Source organism: Psychrobacter sp. NG27, assembly GCF_016106655.1.
Classification (GTDB): domain Bacteria; phylum Pseudomonadota; class Gammaproteobacteria; order Pseudomonadales; family Moraxellaceae; genus Psychrobacter.
Genome location: NZ_JADGIN010000001.1, coordinates 121,701 through 141,608 on the forward strand (window position 1 = coordinate 121,701; position 19,908 = coordinate 141,608).

The following is a 19,908-nucleotide window of genomic DNA, read 5'->3' on the forward strand; positions in this document are numbered from 1 at the left end:
CAAAAGGAAAACCATCTAAAGGATTAGATATGAAAAATAGCAGCAGAAAACCTTTAACCAAATTGCCGATTAAAGTGGCCACAAAAGGTTTTTATGAAGGGTTTAATAAAGATGTTACGATTACCGCTAAAATCTTACTGGGTCTGCTCATTGTTTGGGCTGTCATCTTTCCTGATAATTCAACGATGATATTAGGGTCGCTCAATACTTTCTTACTCAATCACTTTTCGACATGGTATATCTTGTGTGTCGCCTTTTTCTTGATTTTGGCGTTGATTCTGGCCGTTGTGCCGCGCTATGGGAGGTTGATTTTAGGGGACACCGGAGATAAACCTGAGTTCTCCAACTTTTCATGGTTTTCGATGATTTTTGGCGCAGGTATTGGTGTTGGTATGTTGACTTTTGCGACCGCAGAGCCTATGTATCACTTTGCCAATAACCCTGAAGTCATTCAAGGGTTGGCAACAGCCTCTGGTGCCGACAATGTACGCTATGCCTATAAATGGGCCTTTCTACATTGGGGATTCAGCGCATGGATTTGCTATTCCTTAGTCGGATTATCGATGGCCTATTTTTCGTTTCGACGTAAATTACCTCTAACCATTCGCTCAGGTCTTGCGCCATTATTCGGCCAAAAACTATCAGGTAAGCTCGGTAATACCATTGACATCGTTGCCGTTATTGCAACTATCTTGGGCGTTGCACAGACATTAGGGTTTGGGGTTGAGCAATTCGTTTCTAGTATGTACCGTGTTGGTTTGGGCGAATGGTTGATGAATGCTGATGGCACGTCGTCAACAGCAGCTATTATCGTTGCACTGGTCGTTATCGTTGGCATAGCAACCCTATCTGCGCTTTCTGGGCTAGGTAAAGGGGTGAAGTGGCTGTCGAATATCAACATGGGATTGAGTCTGGTTCTGTTTGCCTTTTTCTTAATATTCGGTTCGACCTTCTTTGGTTTACAATCTTTCTTCTTAGGTGTGTTTGACTATGTCGTCGCGCTTCCTCAATTGCTGTTTACGGTTTGGCAGCCAGATGGTACGGTGGTCGGTGACACGCTTGCTACATGGCAAAAAGACTGGTCAGTGTTTTATTGGGCATGGTGGATTGCTTTTGGTCCCTTTGTTGGTGTTTTCTTTGCTCGCATTTCACGTGGTCGTAGCATCCGTACTTACCTATTCGGCACCGTTATCCTACCTGCTCTGATGTGTTTTATTTGGTTTTCAATGGTGGGTGGTACCGCGATTGACTTAACACTAGGTGGCACTGATGCCATCTCAAGCGTGGGTCAAGAATCTCAATTATTGGCAATGCTTGATGTGATGTTGTCCCCAGGTTTTGCTTGGGTAATGGCAATTTTAGTTCTAGTCTTACTACTGACCTACTTAGTCACGACGTTAGATTCGGCAATTTTAGTTATCAACACTATCAACTCAGGTGGTAACGAGGGTCCAAAAGGCCGCCCACATATTATCTTTTGGGGCGTAATACTGGCCTTGGTTGTTGGCGTACTGCTGATAAGCGGAGGACTGGGTGCGATTAAAACGGCGATGGTTATTGGTGCCTTGCCCTTTAGTTTTGTGATGGTACTCATGGGGATATCGCTGGTCAAAGCCATTCTTTATGATACCAGTCCGGCTAGGCTAGAGACGATAGATCCGGTTGACGAACCATAATTTAGACATACATACTTAGGAATATGCTAAGGACACACAGCAAGGAGATACAGCAAGCGCAACGCTAAATGATAGAGTGCTCGATTAGCTTCCGCTAAAAGCCAATTGAGCACGCTTGGTGTGTTGTGAGATTTATATTCAATCGTTTGTATTCCAATATCAAATACCTGTCTAAAGCTACAGCCTTTAGGCAGGTATTCTCTAATCAAGTCCTTAGGGCATGTCATCAATTAGCATATGAATACATTTATTGGGCTATAAACAACACGAGCAATTACGTTTGGTTTTCGACATCTTTCCAATACCCGGATTAAAGGTATTGGTTGGGTCTAGGATTTTATAGAAGTTTTGCAAATCAGGCTCTGCTTCGTATAGATGCCCTACATTATGCTCAGCAGGGTATTTGGCTCCGCGGGCGCTCAGCAGTTCTAACATCATCTTTTTGACAAGGTGTGCATCACTACCCTTCTTCAAGATATAGTCTTGATGAAACACATAACAAAAGAAGTGCCCGTAATAGAGTTTCTTTTCCAAATGTTGTTCAATTTCTTCAGGTAGGGTTTCAAGCCATTCTAATTCATTACGCGGTATGGCAATATCTAATGCCAATATCTCACCGACTTCTTTTTCGTGTATGACTTCATATCTCAATGCAGCACCTGCCGCAGCAAAACGATGTAAAAAGGCACTTTCTGATTCTTCCTGACTACATTCAAAATAGTTGCCCGTGTCTGAAGCGTCAAAAAATGACTTCAGAAAATTTTGCGCTTCTTCTATACCTTCATCACTCATTTTTAAGATTAAATGATGCTCATATTGGTCGCGGTACTCAATCATGCGCTTCGGTAAATGCTTGGGGAACATATTGGCGATGAACTGCATGACTTTGTCAGTAAAATGCTTTGGCATCCATGACCATTTATGGAACTTTGCGTCCATAGCGCCTTTGATAGAAAACAATCTAGGTAAGGCATTTGTCCCAAGATGCTTAATACTCAGGAACGTGTCCTTGCCATACTTAGCAGATACATCAAATATATCACGATGCATGTACTCACCTACTTCCGGAATATTATCGAAGCTCGATAATATCTGCCTTCTGAGCTGTGCAAGCTCACTTACACTGTTGGTACCTATATAAAAGGTTTTCTCTTTTGCCGCTATTGGATAAGTGTCAAGACGTACTGCAAACACGGCAAGCTTGCCAGCGCAGCCACTGGCCTCATAAAGTCTTCGCTTATCCGCATTAAAGCGGCTTGGTGTGCTTGCATCAACATCTTTTACTCTAGCGATGTACTCTTTGTCAGATGCGAGCTTGCCAGTGTCAGGTAATTCTCTTTTATCAAAATTACCTGTTTGTAAGTTAGTGAGTATTTCTTCTGGAGTATCTCCCAATTCTACGTCTAGATGATTAACCAATACTAGCTGACCGTGTTGGTTAATTTGGGCAAACAGTGCAAGCTCGGTATAAGCAGGCCCTCTTTTAACCAGCGCACCGCCGGAGTTGTTAGAAATACCACCAATAATAGACGCACCCAATGTCGAAGAACCGATAACGGAGTGAGGCGCTCTATTTACGGCCTTAAGCTGACTCTGCAATTGATGCAATGTCGCCCCAGGCAAGCTAATCACTTGCTCATTGTCATTCACCAAATACAACTGGTTCATTGCAAGCGTGTTAATCACAACCACCGGTCTATCGTAGTCATTACCGCTCGGGGTTGAGCCTTCCGTCAGGCCTGTTTTTGCCGCTTGCATAATAATAATGCAGTCGCCTTCCACACATACTTCTAAGCTACGCCAAATCTCAAGCAGTGTTTGCGGAAACAAAACAGCCAAAGCATTGCCGCCGCCAGAGCGCCACCCCATTCTATAGTGCTCGTTTTTCTCTGGATCAGCCTGTACATTACTGGCTCCCAGTAAATGCGTTAGCTTCTCTAACACTAGATCAGGACGGAGTGTGTCTTGATACGTTACATTTGATGAGAAAAGGTTCGATGAAGCCATATGATGCTCCTTAACTTGTGATTGTGTGTCACTCATTATGCTAAAGGCCCTTGAAAACCAAAGAGGTAAATGGCAGCCATGACGATGATGCTATATAACAACACATAGTAGATGGTAAGTAAAAATGGTGATTAGAACCTTTTAAACCGTCATACACAGTAATTGCTCATCAGTGTATCGACTAAATATTCAAAATTCCTTAAAGTATTCTACGCCTTGTCAATTCATTGATATATTATCTCAAAAGACAATGTTATTTTCCTTTTTTGGTATAATAGAAAACGCATTACACCAATTGGAGCATAAGTATGGTCAAAGCTGATGACATGGTTTTATTCGTCCAAGTTGTTGATGAAGGATCATTCTCTCGGGTCGCTGAAAAGCTGTCTTTAACAAATTCAGTCGTCAGCAAACGTATTGCAAGGCTAGAAGAAAATGTCAATGCTCAGCTGCTTTATAGAACTACCAGAAAACTACGCTTAACCGACGCGGGTAGAACGCTGTATAACAAAGCCAAAATTGCCAAAATCGCTTTTCAAGAAGCCGAAAATGCCATAACCGGTTACGGTGAGGACATGAAAGGCAACATACGTATCACTCTACCAGTGGTATCTGCTAATTTGATATTGAGTGACTCGATTGCCAAATTTTGTAAAAAACACTCTCAAATATCGGTGGATTTGCAAATCACCAATCGGTTGGTTGATCTGATAGAAGAAGGCTTTGATCTCGCCATAAGAACCGCAGAGCTTGAAGACTCATCACTCATAGCAAAGCGTTTGATAGATAGCCAGTGGGTGATATGTGCGACCCCAGAATATTTAGCACAGTATGGTACACCTCAAACCCCTGAACAATTACAGGATCATAAATGCTTGGTCTATAAGTTTGATAATGCGGCTAACGATATATGGCCACTATATATAGATGGCACAGAGCAATTGCTTCCTATCGAGGGCCGATTTCATAGCAATCACCTTGATGCGATTAAACGCTCCACGCTGAACGGTTTGGGGGTTGCTTTTTTGCCACAAGCGCTTGTGTACGAAGAAATGCAGCAAAATACGCTCACGCAGATTTTGCAACGCTTTACCCGAAAAAAACTGGGCATGTATGCGGTGTACCCTAAAGCGAGGCAGCCTGATCAAAAACTGAAACTGCTGGTTGCCCATTTACAAGAGTCATTACATGAAAAACAGGCTTATTACTGCTAAGTAATATGCCTGTTTTTGCTGCGTGCTATAGTCAATCAATGTTAAAAATGATACAAGGCAGACGAACGCAAGTACTACAGTAGTAGGCTAAGCGAGTCTAACGCCGTAACACTTTAATAGTGGTTCGACTATATTATGTCTGAATGAGTGACTTAACCTCTGTTTATCAGCCAAACTGAAATGCTGAAATTTGAGTGCTCATTACTTGTTCAGAATATATTTTTTTCCCTCGATCTGTTTCTGCCGCGCCAACGGCAACCATAAGAGGTAGTAGATGCTCCTCTGCCCCTAACATATGAGACTCAAGAGCATGAGGCGCTTGCGACCAGTCACTAAGCGCCGTCCATCGATTATCAGTATTATCTGCAACCGCTTCAGTCAGCCATTCATCAAACACCTCTGACGGGCCCGTAAAGTTTGAATCGCCATAGCCGCGCATATTATGAAAGCTCATGCCGCTGCATACAATCAATACGCCTTCATTACGTAATGAAGCAATAGCCGCGCCTACTGCTAAATGTGCTTTAGGGTCTAAATCACTGCGTAGCGACAGTTGCACCACTGGAATATCTGCGTCAGGAAACATCAGCTTTAGCGGGATAAACATACCATGATCAAAGCCTCTTGACGCATCCTGATGATTATTTAATCCTACATCAGTGAGTAACTGACCAATTTGTCTAGCCAATATCGGCGCACCAACGGCGGGGTACGTAAGCTGATAAGTATGCTCAGGAAAGCCATAGTAATCATAAATCAATGCAGGTTGCACGCCAGCAGTCACACTGAAATCTGATGTTTGCCAATGGGCGCTGACCACCAAAATAGCTTTGGGACGCTGCGGCAATCGACTTGGGAGTCTGATTAAAAAATCAGTCATTAAATCCCAAGTATCAGTGGGTTTCCAGTCCATAAAAAAGCAAGGCCCTGCACCATGAGGTATAAAAAATACCGGCTGCTTGACTGTTTCTGACTTAATGTTCATGAGCGTCACTCCTTCATGTATAACGGTTAAACGCGATCGAACTTTTCTGACAATGCTTTATCCATACTAAAAGAGCCACCGCCTTGTATCACCAAAGCAATCAAAGCCACCATCAGTACCAACGCATACTCATAACCGCCGTTATCAGCAAACAGTCCATTACTGATATGAACCGAGAAAATAGCGACGAGCATGGTGAATGCAGCGACGAGCGCAGCAGGTCGTGTGAGTAGCCCTAGTACCAAAGCAAGGCCACCAAAGAACTCAGCGCCGCCTGCCAATATCGCCATGAGCAAACCGGGTTCCATGCCGATGCTGCTTAGCCATTGCGCCGTTCCTGCCAAGCCATTACCACCAAACCAACCAAATAACTTTTGTGCGCCATGTGCGGCCAAAATTAAACCTACTGGCACACGAAGGATTAATGCGGCCGTTCCTGCTTTAGACGTTAGAACTTTATTAACGATTGAGGTTTTCATGTTTGATGACTCCATAATGTTCATTTTAAAAGGGATGTTTAATCTGTTGGAATAACCATACTTTACTATCAACATAACGAAAGAGTAAGATAGCTAATATTGAATGATTAACAACACAGCGTTTATAATCATGTTAATAGTAAAATACTGATACACACTCAATAAAACAACGAATCAATAAAATCGGGTCAATAAAATGGACAGAATCGATGCAATGCGCGCTTTTGTGGCGGTGGTGATCGACGGCAGCTTTAGTAATGCGGCAAACACCTTAAACCTGTCGCCACAATTGGTCAGTAAATATGTCTCTAAATTGGAAGAGCAGCTTAATATACGTCTGTTGAACCGTACCACTCGTAAAGTAAGCCTGACAGAAGCGGGTAGCCATTACTTTGGTCATGCCCAGCAGGTTTTATTAAGTATTGATGATATGGAGTCACAACTGGGCGGCTTACAACAGCTTCCTAAGGGTGTCTTGCGTATCAGCGCACCCGTCTCTTTTGCTTTAAAGCACATGGCCAAGTTAATCACTGACTTTCAGGCACGCTACCCTTCCGTCACTGTTGATCTACAGCTGAGCGACCGAAAAGTAGATATTGTTGAAGAGGGGTTTGACATTGCACTGCGTATTGGACAGCTTAAAAGCTCATCGCTGATTGCTAAAAAAATTACACCCATTCGAGTGGTGTTATGCGCATCGCCTGACTATCTAAAAATTCACGGGACACCCGAGCGACTGGAGGATTTAGAGATGCATCGCTATCTGCATTACAGTTATGTGAATGTAGACACCAAAGGACAAATCTTTAAATATCTAAAGGCAAAACAGCTCAAGGAGAGCAGTGTTTTTCGTAGTAACAACGGCGACGTACTGGTAGAGGCCGCTATTGAAGGGGCTGGCTTGGTGTTGCAACCGACTTTTATTGCCAGCCATGCCCTAAATGCTGGCAAATTGGTCATCGTTCTCCCTGAGCACGAACCCGACTCTATCGGCTTATATGCTGTTTATGCCCATAGAAAGCTGCTGACTCATAAGGTTAGGTGTTTTATTGATTTTATGGAAGACTACTATGGCACGCCGCCCTATTGGGATAAATATATAACCACAACCCACTGATGTGTTTTATACGATACAGAACAATGGCTTTACAGTATGCAGGGCGTTGCCAAAACACACACATGATTAATATCATTTGCACATAGTCATTTACTGGTCTGTTAGTTTTGAGTTTTTAAGTTGGTCAAAGTAATCAGCCCAGCCAATATGTTCACGACCCGCTGCTTTGGCAAAGTCACTGTCGTTATCCATCGCACCTATCGATATCTGCTCATAAATGCCCGCAACAACTGTACCCATAAACTGGCCTAACTCGTTGATCCGGTCTTGCCTATACGCGTCTACAGTCATACTGCGATAGGTCAGCGCCGTATCAAAGGCTTCGTTTAAATACTGCGTGAGTTGTTGCTGGGTAATGGGATTGCCATTTAGGTTGTAAATGTTGGCATGATGTGTGGCGTCGGTGAGCATTTGACCATATGCGATGGCCAATTCTTTGTGAGTGGTATAACCACATCTGCCCTCGCCTGCACAATTAACAATCACGCCCTGCGCTTTATAGCTGTCAATATAGTCCACATCAGGCTCGATATAGATGCCATTACGCCCTATAACCCAGTCAAGCCCGCTGTCTTTTATATCCTGCTCAGTCTGCAAATTGCTTTGTACAATGGGGGCAAATGCTGCTTGGGTACTAGACCCTTGGATACTGGTATACACTATTTTTGTCACGCCGCTTTTCTTTGCAGACGCAATCACATTACGGTGTTGCCCGATACGCTTGTCAGGCTCATCCATACTAGACACCAATAAAACCGCATCCACACCCTGTAATGATACCTCAAGCTGTCGGGCGTCATCATAATCACCTGCTCTGACCTCCACACCATATTGCTCGATCAGAAACTGGGCTTTGATAGGGCTACGTGCCAGCGCAATGATATTGTTTACTGGGTGCGTCTTTATCAAAGACTCAATAATGGCAGAACCCAACTTTCCGTTCGCTGCTGTAACTGCTATTTTCATCATGATTCCTTAATACGAGTGATTGGGGTCTGTTAAATAGACCCCTCCTAAATCCGGCAATAATAATGATAGTGATGAAGTGGCCCGTTGCTAGCCTTGAAGTAAAGCAACCCAATGTACTGAGTGTTTACTGACCATACGAAGCAATGAAAGTTTACTTATCCACCAATGTATAACGGTTCATTTTCATCGTGTCTAGATCCAAACTGCCCATAAACTCGGCAGCAATAGGGGTTTTAGTAAAGCTTTCCATTGATGCATCCGCATCTGCCAAACTCGCCCAATTCACCACCACCATCCATTCACCGTTTTTGCCCATTGCTGACTCACGAGAGACAAAGCCCTTTTGCTTTGCCACATGGTCGACTTCGACAGTGTGGTCTAATTTGGCAAAATCAGTATATGATACGTTTGGTTTGAGCGTGAACGATGCAATCTCAATCACTTTGGCAGTTGACTCAGTGGCAGTCCCGCTATGATGAATGTCATGGTGCTGAGCTTGATGAGCAGGTTTTATGTTATTACACGCAGTGAGCGCCAGAGCGCCAATAACAGCGATCGTCAGTAATTTGGTTTGATGAATAAATGTCATAAGATTGTCCTTTAATTAAGTGATAAAGCGATACTGTAAAGTACCATTGGGTAGCAAGTGAGGTATGCTATCAACGCTGCATACGGTGGATGTTGCACACTGCAAAAGTATTAAAACTGATAGCGTAAGCCTAAGTTGATTTCGTGAGCTGATGCATTATCAACCTCAAACCCATCGCTGAAACTGTCTTGTCCTGTTTGCACGTCACCAAAGTTGATGTATTGATACTCACCATATAGACGAGTACTTGGTGTTAAGGCATAACTGGCACCTGCCCCAACATTCCACGAAAACTCGTTTGAATCGCCATCAGCATAATTATCATAATAGCCATCAGCTTTGCCATCATACGCATCAAAACCTGCGACACCCGTACCACCTAACCGAGCATCATACTCATTATTTGAGAGTCCAATACCTTCTTTTACATAGGGCGTCAGTGATGCGTTCATTGGAAAATCATAGAATCCTTCAACGGTCATGGTCACGCTTTGCATCTCACCGTCTAGCAGGTATTGCTCTCCTTCACGGGCACCCGTCCCATATCGAGTGTCATTAATATCAAATTTTCGTGTTGCTAAGCGACCCTCTATACGTAGGTTTTGATTGATAGCATATCCAAGGCCAATACCGCCAACCACGCTATCATCTGCGTCAAACGAGCTTGGAAAGTCTTTATCATTGGCGATATTATTGCCGTATGCTTGTGAGTCTCCATCAGCCACGCTATAGCCCAGTTGGGCAGTGCTATAAAAGTGGTTTGATACATTTGCCATTGCAATAGAAGGCACTGCAAATGCACATCACAGGGTAAAGATAGAGCGTGTTTTTACTCGGGTTAGATTGACTAGCGTTGTCATCAGAGTTCCTTTATACGATGAGTAGTAGGTGCTAAGTAGCGTGAGCTGACGATGTTAAAACCTTTAAACATAAGTAACAGAATGGATCTATAAGGCTGATTACATATTCAAAAATTAACCATTGCCATAGCATGACGACTACTTTATGCTAAAAACTCATGCATAAAAACAGGGGTTTACCCATACTAATTATGAAAGATTTCGATTATTTGTCACTAAGTGGTCAGCACTTGCTAATATTTACTACCTTACATGAGGTTGGCACAGTGACAAAAACGGCCGAGCAGCTTAAGCTGACACAATCTACCATCAGTCATAGCTTACAAAAGCTGAGGCAAATATTTGATGATGAACTGTTTGTGCGCTCCGGTAGAAGCGTCAAGCCGACCCAGCGTAGTGAGTATCTGTACAAAGAAATCAAACCGCTACTAGTACGGCTTAATGAATTAACTGAACAGCAAGCGTTTGAGCCAGCACTGGCACATTTTGATTACACGGTATTGGCAAATGACTACCAAGTCGGCGTGTTTTTGCCGCAGTTGTCGCAGCTTGTTGCCTCGCAAGTGGCGTCGTTTCACTTAAACATATTACCCTCTAGCAAGCCTGAGATTCAGCAACTTCGTCAAAACGATATCGATGTGGTGTTTTCACCATTTGCACCCGACCACAATGACATCATGAGCGTGCGTTTGTTTGATGATGTGGCAAGGTGCTATTACGACCCTGCGTATCGCTCACCTCCATTGACCCAGCAAGATTTTGATGATGCCCGTTATGTAGGGCTGAGTTTTACCAAAGGTGAATCCGCCAGCCAAACACGCAAAAGTATTATTCATGCGATAGATGATAAAACAGTGATACGTACCAGCAGCTTTGCGACTGTTGCCCTGTTCGTTGAAGGATCGGAGTTGATGGCGATTGCGCCAAGCAAATTGAATGCACTATGGTTTGCGCATTTAGACAGTGTGGCATTGCCGCATCAACCTACTCCTATGACCATGCGTATGCTGTGGCATAAAAAGTATCAAAATGATCCAAAGCACAAATGGTTCAGAGAGCAAGTGATGGCTTGCACCAAGGCTTTTAGAGAGTGATTGTTAGAGAGTACTTTTTAACCATCTACTTTTAGCAAACACCTTTTAGGAAACTTTCTTTAAAAAGACAAGCGAGAGCATATTAGACAACATGCATCAATGATCGGCGTCTTTAACTCAGTATTAGACTCAGTGATAAGTCCAAGGTTTGAATCAGTACTTAACTAGATGCTTAATGGCGCATCAATAGCGCTTAAATACAAAAAAGCCTCTCAAGCGATGATATATTTCGCTTGAAAGGCTTTTTCAATGACCCACCTTTATCTCCGTGAGCCTCTACATACTTGCGGTCTAATACTGTTTAGAGCGCGGTCATCTCAGTGATGACAAACTCATCAACCATGCCCTCTGACACTTTGGCATAGTGTTGAAAATGCGAGCTTTGTACATGCTGCTGCAAAGCTTCGTTATTTTCCCAAATCTCATAAAATATAAAGCCATTAGGATTGGCGTTATCTTGATGCAAGGTATACTGGATACAGCCTTGATCCGTTTGCGATGCGGCTGTGAGCTTAAGTAGCTCAGATTTGATCTGCTCGGCATGCTCAGGCTTGGCTTTAATAGTGGCAACAACGGTTAGAGGTTTATTTGCTTGCGTGTTCATAACTGCTTCCTATGTTCAAATATTATACTTATTTAAAATACACTCATTTAGCCCTTTTATAGCGTATTGATTGTCTGTCATCACGCTACGTATGGTTGACTATATACCTCGTCATTCAATCCATTGTAATAAAAATGTTGTGATTCAAACAGTGGTTAAAGCCCGAAACACCTTGAATGTTTTTTTGAAAATACTTCAGTATTCATGACTCAGTATTGACAAGGCAGTTTTGATAAGTCCTAGCAACAAACGCTTTACGCCAACACGCCCTCTGCCCGTTCAATCAAATATGCTTTAACAGCATTGAATAGCGGATCAATCTACTGCCTATATGAATGCACATAGCTATTTGGCGATATCGCTGGTATTCACGACTATTATCCATACTATTCGTTATGGCAGGAGTTATCGGCAAGCGCATTTAATATGCCACATGACTTCGCGGGCGCCCTACTGACGCATTTCTGCCGCAAAACATTTAGATGTTGCTTTAACTGTTTTAATTCCTCTATACGCACTTCCACCGCATGAATATGTTCATCTAACAAGGTATCGACATCGCCGCAGTCTCTGTTAGGTTCTTCCCAATACTGCAGTAAGGTGCGTACTTCATCCAATGTCATGTCGAGTGTGCGACAGTGCAGGATAAACTGTAGACGTTCAATATGGCTTTCACGATATAAGCGATAATTCCCCTCACTACGGGAAGGCTCTGGTAATAGTTTTTCTTTTTCGTAATAGCGAATGGTCTCCACGGTGGCACCAGTGCACTTAGCGAGCTCTCCAATTTTTATTAGCATAGTTATTCCAAAGTTATCTCACAGTTCTCTTGAAGTTATTTCAAAGTCATCTCAAAACCCGAAACATTAAAGTAACTATAAGGTTTAGCACTGAGAAAATCAAGTTTGTACAGTTACCTAAAAACAGCCTTGACTCTGAAGCCACTAGAGGGTTCACAATAGCGTTATCAAAAGAACGCTTATAGTAGGACGAATTATTATGCAATATCGTATTGAAGGTATGGACTGTGCCAGTTGCGTCAGAAAGATTGAAACTGCATTAGCACGTATGCCCGGTGTCTCTGACATACAACTTAATTTTGCGACTGAAAAGTTAGAGCTAACGTTGGCCTCTGATTCAGAAACTCAGTTCAGTGATGTCGAAAAAACAATCAAGCGCCTTGGTTTTGGTATATTTGCCACTACTGATCCAGCAATCGCAGCAGACGGCATTGGTGACAATCCATTAGATACGCAGCAACAGCGTTGGTGGCAAACCCTAAAAGGCAAGCAAGTGGTTGGTCTCGGTATCCTGATGAGCGTCGCCTACGCGTTAGCACTAATTTTTCCTGATTATGGAATGTGGGCATTCGCTATTGCCGTCATTATGGGCGTTTTTCCCTTTGTCCGAAAATCTATGACCTTGGCAATGACAGGCACCCCGTTTTCAATTGAAATGTTGATGTCTATCGCGGCAATTGGTGCGCTTATCATTGGTGAAGCTGAAGAAGCTGCGGCCGTTGTCTTCTTGTTTTCAGTCGGTGAATTACTAGAGAGTGTGGCGGCTGATCGTGCCCGTGCTGGTATCAGAGCATTGGCGTCATTGGTCCCAAAGACTGCGATTTTACTTGATGCACAAGGCGGACAGCGTGATGTTCCTGCAGTCTCATTGCAGGTCAATGATTTGGTACTGGTACGCCCAGGTGATAAAGTGTCTGCTGATGGTGTCATTGTTCAAGGTCATTCTAGCCTTGATGATTCCCCCATCACTGGCGAATCCATACCCGTTGCCAAAGCGATAGGCGATGCAGTATTTGCAGGCTCCATCAACATGGAAGGAGCGCTGCAAGTCCGCGTAGAAAAGACCGCTGCTGACAACACTATTGCACGCATTATTACTCTAGTAGAGCAAGCGCAAGCCTCTAAAGCCCCTACTGCCCGTTTCATTGAAAAATTCAGTCGTTACTACACCCCAGCGGTGATGGCGATTGCCGCACTGGTTATTATCATACCGCCGCTAGCGATGGGAGGAGAATGGGCGACTTGGTTATATCGGGGTTTTGCACTGTTGCTAATTGCCTGTCCTTGCGCACTCGTCCTATCTACTCCGGCCGCCATCGCGTCAGGGTTGGCTGTTGGTACACGTCGCGGCTTACTCATCAAAGGCGGTAGTGCTTTAGAAACTATTGGTCGCGTGAATGTCGTGGCTTTTGATAAGACGGGTACGTTAACTGAAGGCAAGCCTCGCGTTACCGATGTTATTGCCTTTACACAGAAGCGAATAATGCAAGAAAGTATGAAATCTGAAGGTCAGAATGAGATACTGGCGCTGTTTGCCAGTGTCGAGTCTGCCTCTAGTCATCCACTGGCAAAAGCGATCATTGATCATGCCAAAGCTACTAATATTTCTATACCAGTAGCTTCCAAGGCTTACGCTACTGCAGGCAAAGCAGTACATGCGACGGTAGCTGATTGTCCTCTAGCCATCGGCTCACCGGTTTATGCTGCCACTGAAACATCGATATCACTAGAACAAAATGCACAAATTGAAGCACTACAAAACGAGGGTAAGACGGTCTCCGTTCTGTTCGATGAGCAAAGCCGTGAAGTGCTTGGGTTGGTAGCGCTACGAGACGAGTTACGAGATGATGCTCAGGCAGGAGTGGCACAGCTCAAAGCGATGGGTGTGCGCTCTGTGATGCTTACAGGGGACAACCGTCTGACCGCTCAGGCGCTTGCTAGTCATTTAGAGATAGAATGGCAAGCTGAGCTGTTGCCCGAAGACAAACTACGCTTGTTGAATGAGATGAAAGGTAATAGCAAAGTAGCGATGATTGGTGATGGTATTAACGATGCGCCATCACTAGCAACCGCAGATGTGGGCATCGCCATGGGCGGCGGTACGGATGTCGCCATCGAAACGGCCGATATCGCCCTATTAAAAAGTCGCGTCACGGACGTCGCTCATCTCATTGCCCTGTCACGTGCCACCATGTCCAATATTCATCAAAATGTGATGTTTGCACTTGGTCTAAAATCCATATTTCTGATTACTACTGTACTGGGTATTACTGGGCTATGGATCGCCGTATTGGCTGATACTGGCGCTACCGTATTGGTCACGTTGAATGCATTACGCTTACTGCGCTTTAAAGGGGCTAGATGATTGGTAACTTGCTCTAAAAATAACTAGATAGCCCAAAGAATATATCGGGTATAGTCAGGCGTAGCTATATCCGATATACCTTAAAAATGTATTCTTTCGCCAAATACTGTAGCTCTACACTTGTACCAAGTACAAGTGGTTCATCAGTTCAAAATAAAGCACCTTCAGAGTAAATGCCACTTATTTTGACTATGTGTACTTCATAAATTTCACCCAAATGATTTAACTCTGCCAACATTGCAGTACAGCTTATAATGCTGATCTTTAGATGACTAAAGCTATCTAATAGAGCATGCCTTTATGAACTGCCCAATTCTATTAAGCTCTAAACTAAAGAGTATTCATATTGAATGTTAATATTTGGGAATACAATTGATTGGTTTCGAAGAAAGCAACTAATCTCCATTGGTCATTGGTTGCGTTGACTAAAACCTACGCCAACACGCCCTCTACCCGCTCAATCAGATATTCTTTAACCGCATTAAATAGCGGATCTATCAATCGCCGTTCTGGACAGATCAAATATAGCGGATAGTTGGCCACTTGCCAGCCATCTACCGGTACTTCAACCAATCGCCCTGCTTTTAAATCTGCTGCTATATCTAACTTTGATTTCAAGGCAATACCGCGACCGGCCACAGCCCAGCGCCGAACCACATCGCCATCTTTACTTCGCCGATTGCCCGCTACTGCCACACGCTTTACTTTGCCCTCTTTCTCAAAAGTCCATTCGCTCAAGTACTTTTCATCATGCCCCAAACACAAGCAGTTGTGCTGACTCAAATCCTCAGGGATTTTCGGTATGTCCATACCACTATCCAACTTATCTAGATATTCTGGCGAGGCACACAATACAGGACTATTTTTCAACGCAATGGGGAGTGCCACCAGTGATGAGTCTTTGGGCTCCATAGCGTAGCGCCATATCAATTTGCTGACCGTATAAATCCACATAGCTGTCTGACATATGAGCTGCACCATCACTTTTGGATAGATGTCTATGAAGTCATCTAGCCAAGACAAAATCAAGTTTCGACCCAAATCTGACGATGCAGACAACCGAATCGTACCTGTCAGCTCGGCATCATTATCATGCAATCCTGCATAAGCGTTGTCTAAAATAGCCACGGCATCTTGGCAATGCTTTAAATATTGCTCACCTTTACTGGTCAAACGCAGTCTACGGGTTGAGCGAACAAACAATACCGTTTCAATTTCGGCTTCCAACCGTTTTACGGCTGCACTCACCACTGCTGGCGACAGATCTAAGTGGCGCGCACAGGCAGACAAACTGCCCAAATGAGCAGCCAAGCATAATATATATAGACTTTCAAAAATATATTGAAAGTGTTTTCTCTGACGGCTACTGTTTAATGTTAATCAAACGCATTACTATGAGTCATCATTAAGAACAACAGATGGATAAGAATTCTTAAAATACATAAGGACAAAAAATGAAAAAAAATATTTTAATCACAGGCAGTACCGATGGTATTGGTAAATTAGCCGCTATAAAACTTGCACAACTGGGTCACAATATCTATCTGCATGGTAGAGATGCCAATAAGCTTGCCGATGTGATTGCAGAAGCCAAAGCCGCTGCGACCCAAGCCAATCAACAAATAAACATTAATGGCTTCGTGGCTGATTTTGCGTCATTAACCGACGTTCAACATATGGCTGATGCAGTAATAAGCAAGTTTACTGCCGCAGGCTTGCATTTAGATGTACTAATTAACAATGCGGGCGTGTTCAAAGTAGCAAGAGCTCAGACCGATGCAGGATTGGACGTGCGCTTTATGGTGAACTACTTTGCGCCTTACTTACTGACCCAAGCGTTGCTACCATTAATGAATGCATCAGACGTTAAAGAATCTAATGACACACTTAGCGGCAGCATACCTGCTCGCATTATTAATCTAAGCTCGGCGGCGCAGCAAGCCGTGTCACTAGCTGCCATGGCAGGAGATACAAAGCTGAGCGATAAAGACGCTTATGCACAGAGCAAACTGGCATTGACCATGTGGAGCATGGTACTGGCCGATCAGGTAGCGAGCGATAACATCAACGTGATTGCCATCAACCCCGGCTCATTGCTCAATACTCGCATGGTCAGTGAAGCTTACGGCCAGTACTGGTCTCCAGCAGATAAAGGAGCCAATATTTTGGTCGCCTTGGCAGCGGACGATGAGTTTACCCATCAAACTGGTCAGTATTTTGATAATGACATTAAAGACGGTGAACATGGCGATGAGAGAGGCGAATTTGGCACACCTCATAACGATGCCTTGAACCAAACGGCTATTAATACGCTAATACAACATACCCAACAGATATTAACGCCTGCACTATAATTTTTATTATATACCCACAAACACATATATTTAGGACTATGACTATGAAAGCAATCGGCTATCAAGACAACTTACCCATCGATAATGAGATGGCGCTACAAGACATCACTCTAGACACACCGGTGGCATCAGGTCGTGACGTTTTGGTAGAAGTAAAAGCCATCTCAGTCAACCCTGTCGATTACAAAATCCGTGAAGCAAGACCTGCAGCAGAAGGTGAGTTTGCCGTTATTGGCTGGGATGCTGCGGGTGTGGTCACCGCCGTTGGCGAGGATGTTAGCTTGTTTTCAATAGGCGACCGCGTCTATTACGCTGGTGATTTGACCCGCTCAGGCAGCAATGCCGAGTACCAATTGGTTGATGAGCGTATTGTAGGACGTATGCCAGAATCACTGTCATTTTCTGAAGCCGCCGCCCTACCTTTAACCACCATCACAGCGTGGGAGATGTTGTTTGATCGTTTGCAAGTGCCCGTTGCTCCTAGCGAAAATTCTGATGATACAAAAACGACTGAAAGCCGCCCGACTATTTTAGTGGTGGGCGCAGCAGGCGGCGTGGGTTCAATTATGACGCAGTTATTAAAAACCAAAACGCAAGCGGTGATTATTGGCACAGCATCACGAGATGATAGTGTCAAATGGTTAAAAACGCTAGGCGCAGACTATGTGATTAATCATCGCAATCCATTGTCAGACGAGCTGAAAAATACAGGCATTACCGAAGTAGATTATGTGGTGAGCCTCAACAATACCGAAGAGCATTATGCTGAAATCATCAAATGCCTAAAGCCACAAGGCAAGTTAGGACTCATTGATGACCCTAAAGCATTAGATATCAACGCATTGAAACCAAAAAGCTTGAGTCTGCATTGGGAATTCATGTTTGCCCGTTCAATGTTTAACACGCCCGACATGATTGAGCAGCATCGCCTGTTAAATCAAGTGGCCACCATGATTGATGCTAGCCAACTAAAAACCACAGTGGCTCATGAGCTGGGTGCCATTACTGCTAGTAACTTACGCCGCGCTCATCAAATGCTAGAGAATAGAGAAGCTCACGGTAAAATCGTACTTGAAGGCTGGTCTGTTAAGTATTGATATCGTGCCGATGGAAGGGGTTGTTTTAAAAGCAATTGATGACGAGTTTGACCTGCATAGCAAAGGCTATTCTACGATGTCCGTCATCTCATTTGACTACCATCATGAGGATGACTTTAATTCAAAAATATCCAAGTCACGCTTGAGTGAAGAAGCTATTTTTACTAAGGCATAGTGCCTGTTAAACATTCAAACCATTACTGCTGTTCCTGCATAATAGTTAAAGGGTTGTTCTGCCGATATATTGGCAGAACAACCCCTTTTTTTAGTCTCTAACGTAACCGCTACAGCCTTACGCTTCTTAGAAGTGCTGAATGTACAATCTGCAGTCGGCTGCCTCATACCTATTTTAGGGTTCTTTGACCCTAGCTTGTAAGGCTTAAAATGAGATTATTTGCCAATCGTGTCTTCATTAGCGTAAGTCATCAACCACAGCCAGCATAGCAATTAGTGAGGCCTCACCTAATTTAATAGAACGCTCTGGCGACCAACCCATCTCATCATCGGGCAGATTGTCATTGTCTTTGAACGGCATCTCCAAGGTATTGGCAAGGCAGTCAAAATACTCCGCCACCCAGTTGGTTGCAACCGTCATATTGGCAGCACTCGGTGCATCAATCTCATAGCCCACTTCAGACTGAAAGTCGGCACTGGCTAACTTTAATACGTCTGAAAATTTATCACGTAAATGTGCGAGACGGTCACTATAACTGGGTGTCCCTTGAGAGCCTGCAAGGAACACGTACGGCAGCGCTTCATCACCATGCACGTCATAAAAGAGATCAACGCCGGTTTCTTTCATTTTATTAATCACATGAAATACTTCAGGGCTTTTCTCTAAACTTGGGCTTTCCCATTCACGGTTTAGATTGGTTCCTACTGCATTAGTACGCAAATGCCCGCGCACGCTACCGTCAGGATTCATATTGGGCACGATATAAATATTCGCTTTATCCAGTAACGATTTAGCCGTGGCATTATCGCTATCTAATAAGGCATATAACAAACCTTCGACCAACCATTCAGCCATAGTCTCACCTGGGTGCTGACGCGCCGTGATCCAGATATTGCGCTTACTCACATCACTATTGCTATCATCACCGATTTTAACCAAGGTTAAATCACGCTTATCAAGCGTTTCCCCTAAATGCTCTAAAGTAACGAGCGGATGGGTCTGTACAGCCGCAAGCAGATCTTGGTGACGCTCATAACTGTACGGAGCAAAATAAGCAATTTGAATGGTGTCACATTCTAATTCAACCGCTATGGCTAGCGTGCCATCTGTATAAGAGGTTGGCACACGGAACCATTCCTGACGGTCATAAGACGCAACTGCTTGGTAATTCTCCCATCCTTCAAGGTAGGATGCCTCCCCTGCATTCATGATATTGAGAATATACTGCTCTCCAATCTGACCTGATAGGCGAAAGTTGAACCATTGGAAAAACTCGCCGCCGACGTCTGGACGAATGGCCAATTGGATATTATTTTTATCTTCTACATTAATGACGTCAATATTACCTGCGTCGAAGTTGGCAGTGATACGCATTGTTGTTCCTTATTGTTGTTGATGAGCCATGCTGAGCATAAATGATTCCCAATACACAGGATAGAGACGGTAACAAATAACCTTAAAAACCGTCCAAGCATCCATACCTATCTGATTCTTTGTCTGCTATAACGATACTTAACCGCCTA

At 43.8% G+C, this 19,908-nt stretch carries 18 protein-coding genes; 8 read left to right on the forward strand and 10 right to left on the reverse strand.

Features of this window, described 5'->3' with window-relative positions; translation table 11 throughout:
- Positions 1-29 precede the first annotated feature (29 nt).
- On the forward strand, positions 30-1,676 hold the full coding sequence (locus IP485_RS00490; protein ID WP_198325532.1) for a BCCT family transporter: 1,647 nt from the start codon (positions 30-32) through the stop codon (positions 1,674-1,676).
- 255 nt (positions 1,677-1,931) lie between these two features.
- Here the strand turns inward: IP485_RS00490 and dld are convergent, their stop codons facing one another.
- Positions 1,932-3,683: a D-lactate dehydrogenase gene (gene dld, locus IP485_RS00495; RefSeq protein WP_198325533.1), complete on the reverse strand. Its 1,752-nt coding sequence runs from the start codon at positions 3,681-3,683 to the stop codon at positions 1,932-1,934.
- Between the two features lie 308 nt (positions 3,684-3,991).
- Between dld and IP485_RS00500 the strand changes: the two genes are divergently transcribed.
- Positions 3,992-4,897 (forward strand): LysR family transcriptional regulator, encoded by a 906-nt coding sequence (locus IP485_RS00500; protein WP_198325534.1) that lies wholly within the window; start codon positions 3,992-3,994, stop codon positions 4,895-4,897.
- Between the two features lie 166 nt (positions 4,898-5,063).
- Here the strand turns inward: IP485_RS00500 and IP485_RS00505 are convergent, their stop codons facing one another.
- Both IP485_RS00505 and IP485_RS00510 read right to left on the reverse strand, forming a co-directional pair.
- A complete protein-coding gene (locus IP485_RS00505) occupies positions 5,064-5,882 on the reverse strand; it encodes a DODA-type extradiol aromatic ring-opening family dioxygenase (RefSeq protein WP_198325535.1) in 819 nt (272 codons plus the stop codon).
- Between the two features lie 26 nt (positions 5,883-5,908).
- Positions 5,909-6,361: a DoxX family protein gene (locus IP485_RS00510; protein WP_198325536.1), complete on the reverse strand. Its 453-nt coding sequence runs from the start codon at positions 6,359-6,361 to the stop codon at positions 5,909-5,911.
- A 196-nt stretch (positions 6,362-6,557) separates the two neighbouring features.
- Between IP485_RS00510 and IP485_RS00515 the strand changes: the two genes are divergently transcribed.
- Positions 6,558-7,478, forward strand: coding sequence for a LysR family transcriptional regulator (locus IP485_RS00515; protein WP_198325537.1), 921 nt, complete (start codon positions 6,558-6,560; stop codon positions 7,476-7,478).
- 90 nt (positions 7,479-7,568) lie between these two features.
- On the opposite strand, the gene IP485_RS00520 is transcribed toward IP485_RS00515, so the two are convergent.
- The 3 genes from IP485_RS00520 to IP485_RS00530 all read right to left on the reverse strand — a co-directional run bounded on the left by IP485_RS00520 (position 7,569) and on the right by IP485_RS00530 (position 9,827).
- The gene (locus tag IP485_RS00520; RefSeq protein WP_198325538.1) at positions 7,569-8,444 is read right to left on the reverse strand and encodes an NAD(P)H-binding protein; all 876 of its coding nucleotides are present in this window, start codon (positions 8,442-8,444) and stop codon (positions 7,569-7,571) included.
- A 154-nt stretch (positions 8,445-8,598) separates the two neighbouring features.
- On the reverse strand, positions 8,599-9,036 hold the full coding sequence (locus IP485_RS00525; RefSeq protein ID WP_198325539.1) for an antibiotic biosynthesis monooxygenase family protein: 438 nt from the start codon (positions 9,034-9,036) through the stop codon (positions 8,599-8,601).
- A 110-nt stretch (positions 9,037-9,146) separates the two neighbouring features.
- The gene (locus IP485_RS00530) at positions 9,147-9,827 is read right to left on the reverse strand and encodes an outer membrane protein (protein ID WP_413787008.1); all 681 of its coding nucleotides are present in this window, start codon (positions 9,825-9,827) and stop codon (positions 9,147-9,149) included.
- A gap of 260 nt (positions 9,828-10,087) precedes the next feature.
- On the opposite strand from IP485_RS00530, the gene IP485_RS00535 reads away from it, so the two are divergent.
- Positions 10,088-10,990: a LysR family transcriptional regulator gene (locus tag IP485_RS00535; protein ID WP_227686351.1), complete on the forward strand. Its 903-nt coding sequence runs from the start codon at positions 10,088-10,090 to the stop codon at positions 10,988-10,990.
- Positions 10,991-11,291: 301 nt separating this feature from the next.
- On the opposite strand, the gene IP485_RS00540 is transcribed toward IP485_RS00535, so the two are convergent.
- Complete coding sequence (locus IP485_RS00540) at positions 11,292-11,594, reverse strand: putative quinol monooxygenase (protein ID WP_198325542.1); 303 nt, start codon at positions 11,592-11,594, stop codon at positions 11,292-11,294.
- A gap of 386 nt (positions 11,595-11,980) precedes the next feature.
- Positions 11,981-12,394 (reverse strand): Cd(II)/Pb(II)-responsive transcriptional regulator, encoded by a 414-nt coding sequence (cadR, locus tag IP485_RS00545; RefSeq protein ID WP_227686352.1) that lies wholly within the window; start codon positions 12,392-12,394, stop codon positions 11,981-11,983.
- Between the two features lie 199 nt (positions 12,395-12,593).
- Between cadR and IP485_RS00550 the strand changes: the two genes are divergently transcribed.
- Positions 12,594-14,759, forward strand: a complete 2,166-nt coding sequence (locus IP485_RS00550; protein WP_198325543.1) for a heavy metal translocating P-type ATPase — start codon at positions 12,594-12,596, stop codon at positions 14,757-14,759.
- A gap of 432 nt (positions 14,760-15,191) precedes the next feature.
- Here the strand turns inward: IP485_RS00550 and IP485_RS00555 are convergent, their stop codons facing one another.
- Positions 15,192-16,097: a LysR family transcriptional regulator gene (locus IP485_RS00555; RefSeq protein WP_320159105.1), complete on the reverse strand. Its 906-nt coding sequence runs from the start codon at positions 16,095-16,097 to the stop codon at positions 15,192-15,194.
- A gap of 116 nt (positions 16,098-16,213) precedes the next feature.
- On the opposite strand from IP485_RS00555, the gene IP485_RS00560 reads away from it, so the two are divergent.
- From IP485_RS00560 to IP485_RS00570, 3 genes are read left to right on the forward strand one after another with little or no spacing between them, the layout of a single operon-like run.
- A complete protein-coding gene (locus IP485_RS00560; protein ID WP_198325545.1) occupies positions 16,214-17,113 on the forward strand; it encodes an SDR family NAD(P)-dependent oxidoreductase in 900 nt (299 codons plus the stop codon).
- Between the two features lie 44 nt (positions 17,114-17,157).
- Positions 17,158-18,210 (forward strand): zinc-binding alcohol dehydrogenase family protein, encoded by a 1,053-nt coding sequence (locus tag IP485_RS00565; protein ID WP_198325546.1) that lies wholly within the window; start codon positions 17,158-17,160, stop codon positions 18,208-18,210.
- Positions 18,185-18,385 (forward strand): hypothetical protein, encoded by a 201-nt coding sequence (locus tag IP485_RS00570; RefSeq protein ID WP_198325547.1) that lies wholly within the window; start codon positions 18,185-18,187, stop codon positions 18,383-18,385. The genes IP485_RS00565 and IP485_RS00570 overlap by 26 nt, the downstream gene beginning before the upstream one ends.
- A gap of 237 nt (positions 18,386-18,622) precedes the next feature.
- On the opposite strand, the gene IP485_RS00575 is transcribed toward IP485_RS00570, so the two are convergent.
- Positions 18,623-19,759: a M14-type cytosolic carboxypeptidase gene (locus tag IP485_RS00575; protein ID WP_198325548.1), complete on the reverse strand. Its 1,137-nt coding sequence runs from the start codon at positions 19,757-19,759 to the stop codon at positions 18,623-18,625.
- Between the last annotated feature and the right edge of the window lie 149 nt (positions 19,760-19,908).

What these genes read in the sequence shown, in the direction of transcription:
- IP485_RS00505 (WP_198325535.1), bottom strand. Translation starts at nt 5,882, where the DNA reads ATGAACATTAAGTCAGAAACAGTCAAGCAGCCGGTATTTTTTATACCT.
- IP485_RS00490 (WP_198325532.1), top strand. Translation starts at nt 30, where the DNA reads ATGAAAAATAGCAGCAGAAAACCTTTAACCAAATTGCCGATTAAAGTG.
- IP485_RS00520 (WP_198325538.1), bottom strand. Translation starts at nt 8,444, where the DNA reads ATGAAAATAGCAGTTACAGCAGCGAACGGAAAGTTGGGTTCTGCCATT.
- dld (WP_198325533.1), bottom strand. Translation starts at nt 3,683, where the DNA reads ATGGCTTCATCGAACCTTTTCTCATCAAATGTAACGTATCAAGACACA.
- IP485_RS00525 (WP_198325539.1), bottom strand. Translation starts at nt 9,036, where the DNA reads ATGACATTTATTCATCAAACCAAATTACTGACGATCGCTGTTATTGGC.
- IP485_RS00540 (WP_198325542.1), bottom strand. Translation starts at nt 11,594, where the DNA reads ATGAACACGCAAGCAAATAAACCTCTAACCGTTGTTGCCACTATTAAA.
- IP485_RS00535 (WP_227686351.1), top strand. Translation starts at nt 10,088, where the DNA reads ATGAAAGATTTCGATTATTTGTCACTAAGTGGTCAGCACTTGCTAATA.
- IP485_RS00575 (WP_198325548.1), bottom strand. Translation starts at nt 19,759, where the DNA reads ATGCGTATCACTGCCAACTTCGACGCAGGTAATATTGACGTCATTAAT.
- IP485_RS00515 (WP_198325537.1), top strand. Translation starts at nt 6,558, where the DNA reads ATGGACAGAATCGATGCAATGCGCGCTTTTGTGGCGGTGGTGATCGAC.
- IP485_RS00565 (WP_198325546.1), top strand. Translation starts at nt 17,158, where the DNA reads ATGAAAGCAATCGGCTATCAAGACAACTTACCCATCGATAATGAGATG.
- IP485_RS00510 (WP_198325536.1), bottom strand. Translation starts at nt 6,361, where the DNA reads ATGAAAACCTCAATCGTTAATAAAGTTCTAACGTCTAAAGCAGGAACG.
- IP485_RS00550 (WP_198325543.1), top strand. Translation starts at nt 12,594, where the DNA reads ATGCAATATCGTATTGAAGGTATGGACTGTGCCAGTTGCGTCAGAAAG.
- IP485_RS00500 (WP_198325534.1), top strand. Translation starts at nt 3,992, where the DNA reads ATGGTCAAAGCTGATGACATGGTTTTATTCGTCCAAGTTGTTGATGAA.
- IP485_RS00560 (WP_198325545.1), top strand. Translation starts at nt 16,214, where the DNA reads ATGAAAAAAAATATTTTAATCACAGGCAGTACCGATGGTATTGGTAAA.
- cadR (WP_227686352.1), bottom strand. Translation starts at nt 12,394, where the DNA reads ATGCTAATAAAAATTGGAGAGCTCGCTAAGTGCACTGGTGCCACCGTG.